Raw genomic sequence first — 11,178 nt, 5'->3', positions numbered from 1 at the left:
CCTGACGACCTCAACTGCTCCAACCGCCCGGTGCGGACCCGCATGCCGGGTGGTGTGGGAGGGGCGGAGCCAATAGGCTCCCCCCTATCCCGATTCAGGCGAAGCGGTCCGGCCGCCGAAGGACTGCCCGAGATGGAGTCGAGGCTGTGCTTTCGTTTCAGCCGATAAAGGAGCAAGCGCGGTCGATTGAAATCGAAAAGCTTCGCGATAGGTATCCTCGATATTTCAGGTGGGGGTTGTCTATCCAATGCGTGCACGCGAGCTTCGTCGCCGGCTAAAATATCTCCTCAGCGGGGACAGTACACTGCCGGGTTACGCCGCAGATGGATTTCGTACCTACAACAAGAATACCGATTTCAAGGACGAGCCCCGCTTTGCAGCGGCATGGGCGTTTGCAGAGGAGGGAAATCGGGAAGCTTGGAAAAAGCGGGGAAGGGTGCCGGATGTCAGATGGCGGGCTCATACCTGTTGCTGGGCGGCTTCCCGGGCATTGAAGCTTGAAGGCGACTTCGTTGAATTCGGGGTCAACGCCGGTCTTCTGTCGATGACGGTGTGCCGATATCTCGACTTCGGCACGATTGATCGGAAATTCTGGCTTTTCGACACCTTCGAAGGAATACCGGCCGGCGAAATGACCATGGATGAGGAGCATTTCCGCAAACAGCGAAACAGGGGCATTTATTTCGATGTGTTCGAGATAGCCAAGCGCAATTTCGCTCCGTTTCCGAACGCGGTTCTCGTCCGAGGGGCGTTACCCGCCAGTCTTGACGGCGTGGCGATTGACAGGATCGCTTATCTCTCTGTGGATCTGAATGCCGCGAGCTACGAGAAGGCAAGCATCGAGAGGGTCTGGGACCGCGTCGTTCCCGGTGCCGCGATCGTTCTCGATGACTACGCTTTCGAAAGTCATGAAGAGCAGAATCGGATGTGGAACGCATTTGCGGCCGATCACGGCCAAGTGGTCCTTACGCTTCCGACCGGCCAGGGCTTGATCGTCAAGCAGTAGGTTGTCCGGACAGCAGCAACCCAAATTGCGAAGTTCGCCGGGCAGGATGATTTCTTCTCGATCCCCGACATCAGGCGTGCTAACCGGCGGTCTTAGACAGATTTCTAGAAGCTAACCCCTCGGTCTTCCTGACCGAAGGGTTTGTTTTCATGATCCTCGCCACTTATCCGATGCGTGGGCAGCCCGGCCGATTGGCAAAGATGACCCGGTTCCGCTCGCCTCTGCTTCCGTAGCCCCGGATCTCGATGGAACGGTTCGAGGTCTTTCCCGGTTGCGGATCATCAAGGTAGCGGCTCGCTTTTCGCATCGCTTCACCAACCGAGCATCCCGAACGCTCGGATCGTGGCCTGTAGTACCGCCGGTCCCGATAATCCTCGTCGTAATACCGCCGTTCACGGTAGCGGTCGTCGTTATAGCGGGGGCCGTCGCGATCGATATAGAGCTCGAAACCCTGGGATAAGGCTTGGGAAGCCCCGCCCAAGGTGGTGGCGATCACGGCGAGCATGCCGAGATATCGTATTGTGGTCGTCCTCATGTGTCGTCTCCTCGATGTGTTGCTGCCCGCAACATAGCGGCCGCAAAATGAATGGGAGCCGAATGAGGCGGACACGGCGTTACTAAAATGCAGAAATGCATAATAATGTTTTGCGTTCCGCCGCTTGACTGAATCTCCTATCTGCTTGAAAAGCAAGGCGCGCGGACGTGGCGAAACTGGTAGACGCAAGGGACTTAAAATCCCTCGACTTCGGTCATACGGGTTCGATCCCCGTCGTCCGCACCAGACGCCTATTCCCGATCAGATCTGGCCCTCTATATCCGTCTCCAGGGAGCAAGCCTTGGGTTACACCTTTGCCATCGGCGATATTCACGGCTGCTTTGCGCAGCTTGAGGAGATGCTCGGCCATATCGAGGCGCAGGCGTCATCCGGACATGTGGTCTTCATCGGCGACTATATCGATCGTGGGCCGGACATCAAAAAAGTCGTCGACCTCGTCATGGCTGGGCCGAAAAAGAGTGGCTGGCGCTGGACCCCGCTGAAGGGCAACCATGAGGACATGCTTGTCCGCGCACATCACGTCCGCGGCGATGAGGGCTCGTTCTGGATCGACAACGGCGGGCGGGAAACGTTGGAATCCTTCGGCGGCAGCGTTCCGGAGGAGGTCATCCAGTGGTGCGCCGGGCTTCCGCTCATTCATGTCGATGAGCGCCGTATCTTCGTGCATGCCGGCGTGGACAAGGCCCTTCCGCTCGAGGCGCAGAACGAGCGCGATCTAATCTGGAGACGCTATCCCAGCGACTATACCTCTGATTTCTGGGGGCGGCATCTCTGCCATGGGCACACGCCGTTTCCGGGAAATCCGGTGACGATCGGCAACCGCACCAATATCGACAGCGGTTGTGTGTTCGGCGATTCGCTCTCCTGTGCCGTGTTCGACGACGACGAGCCGGGTGGTCCTGTCCGTTTCCTTCGCGTTCCGGCCTAGTGGCGCCAGAAGACCGGCGTCAGCAGGACAAGCATGGTCAGGATTTCCAGGCGGCCGAGCAGCATCATCAGCGAGAGAAGATAAAGCGCGGGATCGCTGATGGTGGAGAAATTGCCGACGGGGCCGATGATCTGGCCGATGCCGGGACCGACATTCGACAAGGCCGTTATAACCGAAGAGGTGGCCGTCAGAATATCGTAACCGAACAGTGTCATGCCGATGCTGCCCACGACCCAGAGGAAGATATAGAGGCTGACGAACAGGAACACGCCGCGCTGGGTTTCCGCATCCACGGTAAGCGCGCCATAGCGAACCGGGTAGATGGCATTCGGATAGATGAGCTTGTTGAGGCCCGCCCGGGCGACATTGAGCATCACGACGAATCGATAGGCCTTGATGCCGCCGGCAGTCGAGCCGGAACACCCGCCCATGAATGTCGCGAAGAAAGCGACCAGCACGACGAACGGCCCCCAGAGTGTATAATCGTCGCTCGCAAAGCCGCCGGTCGACAGGATGGATGCCATGTTGAAGAAGGCATGGATCAGAGCATCATCCAGTTCGACGCCGTTCCTGAGGTGATGATAGACGGCGACGGCAATGGAGATCGCCGTCAGATAGCCGAGGAAGGTAGGGATTTGCGGATCGCGTGCCGCATCCAGACGACCCCTGATGGCAAGAAGGATAATCACCGAAAACGGCAGGCTGCAAATTGTCAGAAAGGTTCCGCCGATGACCAATATGGGCGTGCTCTGGAAATAGGCGAAGGACGCGTCATGCGTGGAAAAGCCGGCCGTCGCGATGGTGGTCATCGCGTGGTTCAGCGCATCGAAATGGGTCATTCCCGCCATGTCATAGGCGATCGCGCAGGCCAGCGTCAGGAGCACGTAGACAATCAGAAAGGCACGCGTGAAGCTGGCAAGCCGGGCGAAGGGTTTGTCGTTGGTCTCCGAAGATTCCAGCTTGAAGATCGAGGCGCCGCCGACCTTCAGGAAGGGCAGGACGAAAAGGCCGAGCGCGACGATCCCGATGCCGCCGAACCAGCAGAGCAGCGACCGCCAGAGCAGGATTCCGGGCGGCATGTCATCGAGGCCGACGATGACGGTCGAGCCCGTGGTGGTGATGCCGGATATGGATTCGAAGACCGCCTGGGCAAACGACAGTTCGTGCTCGGCCAGGAAAAGCGGAATTGCGCCGACCAGCGAAAACATCACCCACAGGACATTGACCAAGAGGAAACCGAGCCGTTTGGTGAAGGCCGGTTGAGGGCCACGGGTGGCGAGCGCCGCCGCCGCCGCGAGACCGCCGACCATGAAGCCGGACATCGCGAACACCTGCCAGTCGCTGTGCCCGTAGTAGAGATCGACCAGCGCCGGCAGGAACATGGCGATCGACAGATAAAGCGCACAAAGCGCAGTCACATAGATGACGGACCGGAAAAGGCTGGCGTTCAAGAAAGGGTTGTCCCTGTTTTCGGAGCCGCGGAAAGATGCTTTGTCACAGCCGCAAGCCTATGGCATAGCGAGGCCCATCTCGAATTTCAATGGATGGCCGATGTGACCAGAGCAGGCGTGACCAAGGCGGGTGTGGACGAAGCCAAGGCGGCCATGCGGGAGATCTTCCCCGAAACGCCGCTGCAATTGAACGAGCACCTGAGTCGGCGCTATGGCGCGGACATCTGGCTGAAGCGCGAGGATCTTTCCCCGGTCCGCTCCTACAAGATCCGCGGCGCGTTCAACTTCCTCCGCAAGGCCATCGCGGCTGGCGCGAGCACCAAGACCTTCGTCTGTGCGTCTGCAGGCAATCATGCGCAGGGATTTGCATTCGTCTGCCGCCATTTCAAGGTTCCGGGCGTGGTTTTCATGCCGGTGACGACACCGCAGCAGAAGATCGACAAGACCCGCGTGTTCGGCGGCGAGTTCATCACCATCCGTCTGATCGGGGATATCTTCGACCAGTGCTATGCGGCCGCACGTGCGCATGTGGATGAGATCGGCGGGGTGATGGTACCCCCCTTCGACGATGCCGATATCATCGAGGGGCAGGGGACAGTCGCCTCTGAGATCGTCGAGCAGTTGCCGGAGGGCGTGGCGCCCGACATTATCATCCTGCCGGTCGGCGGCGGCGGGCTTTCTTCCGGCGTGACCGGCTACCTTGCCGACCGCACCAGGCCTGAAAATTTCGTCTTTACAGAACCCGCAGGAGCGCCAAGCCTGAAAAAGAGCCTTGAGGCGGGGCAGCCCGTCACGCTGGCCAAGCTCGACAATTTTGTCGATGGCGCGGCGGTTGCACGGATCGGCGACCTGAATTTCGAAGCGCTGAAGCGCTTTTCCGCCGATCAGGTGCTGCTCCTGCCGGAAAATGCCATCTGCGTTACCATCATCGACATGCTGAATGTCGAGGGGGTCGTCCTGGAGCCGGCCGGGGCCCTGTCGATCGCTGCCCTCGAGGTGCTGGGGCCGGACGCATTGGCCGGCAAGACGGTGATCTGCGTCGTTTCGGGCGGCAATTTCGATTTCGAGCGTCTGCCCGACGTCAAGGAACGGGCGATGCGGTACTCGGGCCTGAAGAAATACTTCATCCTCAGGCTCGCCCAGCGCCCGGGGGCGCTGCGGGATTTCCTCAATCTTCTCGGTCCCGAGGACGATATCGCCCGCTTCGAATACCTGAAGAAATCCGCCCGTAATTTCGGCTCCATCTTGATCGGCATCGAAACCAAGAGGCCCGAGAACTTCAACCAGTTGGTGGAGCGGTTCGAGGCCGCCGGCATGGGTTATCAGGACATAACCGAGAACGACATTCTCGCAAGCCTCATCATCTGAGGCCGAGGGTGGGTTTCAACCAAGCGACGATCCGCTCGCCAACCGGTGCGGTCGTTGCCGGTGAAAGAATGTCGCCGGCGATCACGTGGTTGCCGGGATCACCGGTTTTGCCGACGTCGACGATCTCATGCGGCCCGCCCCAGCGGCCGGCTACATCACGCACCTTGTCCGGCCGGACCACCTGATCGAGCGAGGAATGGAGAAACAGGGCAGGCGTCCCGATGTTCTCGATCGGAGCATTGACCGCGAGTTTCACGAGCGCAGCCATCGGCAGGAGTGCATGTGTCGGATATTCAACCGTCCAGTGCGCCGCATGCTTCTCGTTGTGCGGAGCGAAGCTGCGAGTAGGCCCGAGCAGCAATCGCGAAAGCTGCGGCGCGATCGGCGTGGTGAGCAAAAAGGCGCCGGAACTGTTGATGCCGTAATTGGGCGAGAGGAAGATTGCGGCCGCGACGCGGGGGCCGATTTTCGGATCGGCAAGTGCCAGTGTAGCCAGCGAAGCGCCGGTGGAGGTGGCGATGACGATGACCCGCTCGCCGATTGCTTCGCAGATGGCCAATGCTTCGGAAAAATCCGAAAACCAGTGTTCCAGCGCCGCTTCGCCCATGGCCCCGCCATCTCGCCCATGCCCCGTCAGACGCGTAAAGAAGAGGTTGGCGCCGATCGCAGCCGCGACGCGGTCGGGTAGGGGACGGACCTCTTCGGACGACGCCGAAAAGCCGTGGATATAGACGATGGCAAAGGGCATCTTTGCTTTTGTTGCGGGATCGGCCCAGCGGATATGCTTGGCTGCGCCTGGCCGGAGGTCGCTGAACCGACTTTCGTCCGTTGCCAGATAGGCATCGATATCGCTGCCGAGACGGGCATTGTCAAAAGCCGGAAAGCCTTCAACGGGCATGCGCTGTTCGGCCATCAGCAGAGCTCCGGATGTGATCGCCAGAACAACGAAGACACAAGCAAACATTCGCCATGCCGGAAAACTCCTTCCCATCCGCGCCTCCATGCCGGGGACGATAGGCGCGCTTTGCAACGGTGATAAGTCTATCTTCCGCAGACTTTCGGACGGGCGGGCAGGGCGCAGAAGCCGCGGCGGTCGACCTCGACCCGCGTTTTTTCGATCACATTCGTCCAGACGAGGCCGGGAAAGCCGTCCGGCACCATGTCCCACGCCTCCCGATCGTCGATGCCGGATGAGCCGGCGTCGCCCGCTTCGAGCGGCCCGAGGAGCACGACATCCGATCCGGCAGCGCGCACCCGGTTGTAGAAGCGTTCCGGCCAGCCCCAGAGCAGGAAGGCGAGGTTGGCGGGCACCGGCACGAGACCATTGCTGCAGGCTGCCGGCACATGGCCGCTCCAGCCGAGGGCAAGATAGGTGACGAGGCAGGATTTTGCCGTTCGGGCGGAATAGCCGGGTAGCCCCGTCACCAGCGCCATGCTTCTTTCCGTCGGCTCGTCGCCGCCATAGACGCCGAAGGTGGCCTCACGAAAGGCGGGCTGCGTAGCGAGCATGGCGGCCAGCGCTTCACCTTCCTCGGTGCGGCGGCTCTTGAAATTGACGAGGAAGCGGCCGTCAGGAAAAGTCTGGAAGACTTCGGGGAGGGTCGGCATCAGGCCGTTCCCCTTTCCACGGAACGGATATGTCCTGCCGCCGTCGGCAGTATAGCCGTAGCCGATGTCGAGCGTCTTCAGTACGCTCATCGGCATTTGCTCGGTGATGCCCTTGCCGTTGGTCCGGCAGTCGAGGGTCCAGTCGTGAAAGACGGCGAACTGCTTGTCCGGTGTCAGGTGAACGTCAAGTTCGACAACGTCGGCACCGGCATCGAAGGCTGCTTTCATGCTCGGCAGGCTGTTTTCGAGAAACTCATGGGTGGGAGGCAGCATCAGGCTAGCCGTGCAGGTGTCGTTCTGCAGATTGCTCGATTCGAACAGCTGATGTTGCCCGCGATGGGCGATGATGCGCAGCGGAGCATCCTGCGGAAAGCTCGAAAAGAGCGAGGTGTTTCCGATCCAGAGTGCGGCGGCAATCGCGATCGGCACGGCAGCGGCGATTTTCCATTTCATGAAGCTCACTCCGATTCGGTGCGGTGGATATGAGCCTTGTTCAGATTCGATTGCGACATTTCCGAGATGGGCCGCTTCCTGCGCCCGGAGGAATGTGATAGGCAGCCGCCATGGCTTCGTTTCTATCCAATATCCTCTCGATCTTCTCCGGCGGCGGAAAGTCCGCCGAACCGTCCGCTCCGGCTGCCAAACCGGTGGAGCATAACGGCTGCATGATCCATCCGGCCCCGATCCGCGAAGGTTCGCAGTTCAGATTGGCGGGACGGATCGAAAAGGATATGGGTGGCGAGGTTCTGGTCCGGACCTTCGTTCGCGCGGACGTCTTCACGTCGATGGATGATGCCGTCGAGTACACGATCAAAAAGGCGCAGCAGATCATCGACCAGAACGGTGCTTCTCTGTTTGCCGATGGCGAGAAGTCACGCTCGGCCTGACGGGCATGCGGCCGCGGGAAAGCGGATACACAATCAGATAAAATTAAACGATTTTGCGGTAGGTTGGACATCTGTTCAGATTGTCTTTTGCTGCGGTCGTTTTTTGATGCGGTTTCCCCGTTCATATTTGGTGCGTATCGGCAGCTGCGGGCTCATTGCCTGTTTTGCTCCAGACATGGTCTTTGCTGACGACGGGATATCGCAGGCATCTTCGCTCGACTTCACCTGGATTCTGGTCGCCGCCGCTCTCGTCATGATGATGCAGGTGGGTTTCCTTCTGCTCGAAGCCGGTATGGTCCGATCGAAGAATTCGATCAACGTGGCGCAGAAGAATCTCCTCGATTTCGTCTTCGGCGTCGTCGCATTCGCCGCTGTCGGCTTCATGATCGCTTTCGGACGCTCGGACGGCTTCGTTTTCGGCATGCAGAGCGAGTTCTATTTCCTGCAGGAGCTGGATTCCGGGAAGGCGGCGTTCTTCGTCTTCCAGGTCATGTTCTGCGGCACCGCGGCCACGATCGTTTCCGGCGCGGTCGCGGAGCGGATGAAGCTTTCGGCCTATGTCTTCGGCTCGCTTCTGATGTCCGGCCTGATCTATCCGGTCTTCGTTCACTGGGCCTGGGGAACGGCGCTGTTTCCCAATCCTTCCGCCTTCCTGACGGCAATGGGCTTCGTCGATTTTGCCGGTTCCACGGTCGTGCACTCGACCGGCGGCTGGGTGGCGCTCGCCGCCTGCCTGGTGATCGGCCCGCGGATCGGCAAATTCAATGCGGATGGGTCCGTGACCCGCATCACAGGCCATAGCCCGGTTCTGTCCACGACCGGGGCACTGCTGCTCTTCATCGGGTGGGTCGGCTTCAATGGCGGCTCGACGCTTGCCGCTTCGCAAGATGTCGCGCCGATCATCATGAATACGGTTCTGGCGGGCGCTATGGGAGCCTGCGTCGGCTATGTGATCGGCTTTTACCAGGACGGCGTCATTCTGCCAGAGAAGTCGAATTCCGGCCTGCTCGGCGGGCTGGTGGCGGTGACGGCTGGCTGTCACATCCTCGACCCCGCAAGCGCCCTGATGATCGGCGCGGCGGGCGGCGCGGTGGCAATCCTCGGCAATGCCTTTATCGAAAACAAGCTCAAGATCGATGATGCCGTCGGGGCGATCGGCGTCCATGCGTTTGCCGGCGTGGCGGGGACGCTGCTTCTTGCTTTTCTGGCCCCGGTAGATCAATTGCCGGCCGGCGGCAGGCTGGCGCAACTCCATGTGCAACTCGTCGGCGCCGGCTTGAATTTTTACTGGTCGTTCGGGATCGGTTACGCCTTCTTCTGGTTTGCCGATCGGACGATGCGCATCCGTGTCACTCGAACGGATGAGGAGGACGGGCTTAACATTGCCGAACATGCCACACGTCTGGGGGTGGGACATGTGGAGGAGGCGATCAGTGATCTTCTGGAGGGCAATGCCGACCTAACCAAGCGTCTGCCGGTCGTGAAAGGCGACGAGGCGGAAAAGCTGACGGGCCTTTTCAACCGTCTGATGGACAATATCGAGGAAGAGGAGCGCAACCGCGGCGAGCTGATGGAGCTCAAGCGGGACCACGAGGAGGCAGAGCGCGTCGCCGCAATCGCCAACGCCACCTTCGAGGCCATCGTCATGCACAGGGATGGTCTGATCGTCGACGGCAACGACCAGCTTGCCAAGCTTGTTGGCTCTCCCATCGCAGATCTGGTCGGCCGGCCGATCTTTGACTTCCTGAACGAGGGCGACAGGCGCCTCATCCAGATGATGATGGAGAAGGATGACGGGCGCTCCTACGAAATCCGGCTGAGGCTCGCAAGCGGCGAGGAGATACCGGTACAGGCGCGCGGGCGTTACATGCGCTATCGCGGCGAAACGGTGCGGGTCGGCTGCCTCGTCGACCTGCGCGAACGGAAAGAGGCCGAGAGCCGCATGCGGCATCTCGCCCTCCACGATCCGCTCACCGGCTTGCCCAACCGCGTCCTTTTCTCCGAACGGCTTGCCGATCTGGTCGAGCGGGCAGGTGAGGGCGCCGGTTGCGCCGTCTTCATGGTCGATATCGACCGTTTCAAGGACATCAACGACATTCATGGCCATCAGGCGGGAGACGCGGTCATTCGCGAAACTGCCGTGCGCCTTTCCAATCGGGCCGGGCCGGAAGCCGTGGTCGCTCGCCTCGGCGGCGACGAGTTCGCCGTCATCCTGGCAGACGTGCCGGCCGAAAATGAAATGGAACAATTCGGCAATCAACTGCTTGCCGCAACGGCCGCCCCCGTCAAAATCGGCTATGGAGAGGAGGTCGCCATTAGCGTGAGTATCGGCTGTGCGCTCTGCCCCGTGCATGCACACGACATGGATGCTCTGATCGGTTGCGCAGACGTTGCGCTCTACCACGCGAAAAATGCCGGCCGGAATGCATGCCACATCTTCAAGCCCGGCATGAACGAGCTGATCGAAAAGCGGCGTGCGCTGGAAGCCGATCTTGATCTTGCCCTGCAGCACCGCGAGTTCGAACTCTATCTGCAGCCGCGTGTTCAGGCAGCTTCAGGCTATATAACGGGCTACGAGGCACTGCTGCGCTGGCATCACCCCAAACGGGGGATGATCAGCCCCGGCGACTTCATCCCGGTCGCCGAGGCTTCCGGCAAGATCATCCAGTTGGGTGGATGGGTGCTCGCCGAGGCCTGCCGCCTGCTCGATCACGTCAAGGGCCATATCAGCGTGAATGTCAGCCCGCTGCAATTCCGGCATGCGAATTTCGTTACGGATCTCACCGAACTTCTGTACCAGACTGGAGCCGATCCACGGCGCATCGAACTGGAGATCACCGAAAGCGTTCTCATCGAAGACGACAGACGCGCCGTCGAAATCCTCAACGAGCTAAAGCAGATTGGTTTCCATATCGCGCTCGACGATTTCGGCACCGGTTATTCGTCTCTCAGCTATCTCAGCCGGTATCCTTTCGACACGATCAAGATAGACCGCAGCTTCGTCAGCAATCTTGCGGCCGTCACCAGCGCTCAGGTCATCGTGCGGACCATCATCGATCTCGGTGCAGGTCTCGGCATGAAGATTGTCGCGGAAGGCGTCGAGACGATGGAGGAGGCGCTCTTCCTCGCTTATGCGGGCTGCGACGAACTGCAGGGCTATCTCCTTGGCAGGCCCGCGAGCATGAAGACGATTGCTCGGGAAGTTGATCCGGCCGTTGCCCTCCAGTTGCGCAACATGCCGAAAAAGTTGCCCCAGATCGAGGATTTCGGAGCTTTTGAGGCTGAAACGTTTAAGCCGTTATTGCTTCATCATGCGTAACCACCTAATCCGGTTAGGGCGGCGCATTCGGGAAAAGCAGCCGTTGCGACGGCTT

9 protein-coding genes and 1 tRNA gene are annotated in these 11,178 nt (G+C 60.1%); 6 read left to right on the top strand and 4 right to left on the bottom strand.

Annotated elements, in window-relative coordinates; all coding sequences use genetic code 11:
* The first annotated feature begins 247 nt into the window (after positions 1-247).
* The gene (locus tag EDE09_RS25205) at positions 248-1,006 is read left to right on the top strand and encodes a TylF/MycF/NovP-related O-methyltransferase (RefSeq protein WP_105374568.1); all 759 of its coding nucleotides are present in this window, start codon (positions 248-250) and stop codon (positions 1,004-1,006) included.
* 163 nt (positions 1,007-1,169) lie between these two features.
* Here EDE09_RS25205 and EDE09_RS25200 read toward each other — a convergent pair whose 3' ends face one another.
* On the bottom strand, positions 1,170-1,541 hold the full coding sequence (locus EDE09_RS25200) for a hypothetical protein (RefSeq protein WP_245423009.1): 372 nt from the start codon (positions 1,539-1,541) through the stop codon (positions 1,170-1,172).
* Positions 1,542-1,702: 161 nt separating this feature from the next.
* Between EDE09_RS25200 and EDE09_RS25195 the strand changes: the two genes are divergently transcribed.
* Together EDE09_RS25195 and EDE09_RS25190 are read left to right on the top strand one after the other, a co-directional pair.
* Positions 1,703-1,787, top strand: a tRNA-Leu gene (locus EDE09_RS25195).
* A gap of 55 nt (positions 1,788-1,842) precedes the next feature.
* Positions 1,843-2,490, top strand: coding sequence for a metallophosphoesterase family protein (locus EDE09_RS25190; RefSeq protein ID WP_112796747.1), 648 nt, complete (start codon positions 1,843-1,845; stop codon positions 2,488-2,490).
* Here the strand turns inward: EDE09_RS25190 and EDE09_RS25185 are convergent.
* Positions 2,487-3,941 (bottom strand): TrkH family potassium uptake protein, encoded by a 1,455-nt coding sequence (locus tag EDE09_RS25185; protein ID WP_112796749.1) that lies wholly within the window; start codon positions 3,939-3,941, stop codon positions 2,487-2,489. The genes EDE09_RS25190 and EDE09_RS25185 overlap by 4 nt on opposite strands.
* A gap of 117 nt (positions 3,942-4,058) precedes the next feature.
* Here EDE09_RS25185 and ilvA point away from each other — a divergent pair, with 117 nt between their 5' ends.
* The gene (gene ilvA, locus EDE09_RS25180; RefSeq protein ID WP_162712222.1) at positions 4,059-5,309 is read left to right on the top strand and encodes a threonine ammonia-lyase; all 1,251 of its coding nucleotides are present in this window, start codon (positions 4,059-4,061) and stop codon (positions 5,307-5,309) included.
* On the opposite strand, the gene EDE09_RS25175 is transcribed toward ilvA, so the two are convergent.
* Both EDE09_RS25175 and EDE09_RS25170 read right to left on the bottom strand, forming a co-directional pair.
* Entirely contained in the window at positions 5,302-6,222 is a 921-nt protein-coding gene (locus tag EDE09_RS25175) for an alpha/beta fold hydrolase (protein WP_245505234.1), read from the bottom strand. The two genes, ilvA and EDE09_RS25175, sit on opposite strands and share 8 nt — an antisense overlap.
* A gap of 128 nt (positions 6,223-6,350) precedes the next feature.
* Positions 6,351-7,370 (bottom strand): glycerophosphodiester phosphodiesterase family protein, encoded by a 1,020-nt coding sequence (locus tag EDE09_RS25170; RefSeq protein WP_112796755.1) that lies wholly within the window; start codon positions 7,368-7,370, stop codon positions 6,351-6,353.
* A gap of 110 nt (positions 7,371-7,480) precedes the next feature.
* Between EDE09_RS25170 and EDE09_RS25165 the strand changes: the two genes are divergently transcribed.
* A complete protein-coding gene (locus EDE09_RS25165) occupies positions 7,481-7,804 on the top strand; it encodes an HlyU family transcriptional regulator (RefSeq protein WP_105374574.1) in 324 nt (107 codons plus the stop codon).
* Positions 7,805-7,979: 175 nt separating this feature from the next.
* Complete coding sequence (amt, locus tag EDE09_RS25160; RefSeq protein WP_245505233.1) at positions 7,980-11,123, top strand: ammonium transporter; 3,144 nt, start codon at positions 7,980-7,982, stop codon at positions 11,121-11,123.
* Positions 11,124-11,178: the final 55 nt, after the last annotated feature.

Source organism: Neorhizobium sp. S3-V5DH (assembly GCF_004343065.1).
GTDB lineage: Bacteria > Pseudomonadota > Alphaproteobacteria > Rhizobiales > Rhizobiaceae > Neorhizobium > Neorhizobium huautlense.
The sequence above is the reverse complement of the archived record's forward strand: the minus strand, read 5'-3'. Positions and strand labels throughout refer to the sequence as shown.

What these genes read in the sequence shown, in the direction of transcription:
- EDE09_RS25205 (WP_105374568.1), top strand. Translation starts at nt 248, where the DNA reads ATGCGTGCACGCGAGCTTCGTCGCCGGCTAAAATATCTCCTCAGCGGG.
- amt (WP_245505233.1), top strand. Translation starts at nt 7,980, where the DNA reads ATGGTCTTTGCTGACGACGGGATATCGCAGGCATCTTCGCTCGACTTC.
- EDE09_RS25165 (WP_105374574.1), top strand. Translation starts at nt 7,481, where the DNA reads ATGGCTTCGTTTCTATCCAATATCCTCTCGATCTTCTCCGGCGGCGGA.
- EDE09_RS25170 (WP_112796755.1), bottom strand. Translation starts at nt 7,370, where the DNA reads ATGAAATGGAAAATCGCCGCTGCCGTGCCGATCGCGATTGCCGCCGCA.
- EDE09_RS25175 (WP_245505234.1), bottom strand. Translation starts at nt 6,222, where the DNA reads ATGGCCGAACAGCGCATGCCCGTTGAAGGCTTTCCGGCTTTTGACAAT.
- EDE09_RS25200 (WP_245423009.1), bottom strand. Translation starts at nt 1,541, where the DNA reads ATGAGGACGACCACAATACGATATCTCGGCATGCTCGCCGTGATCGCC.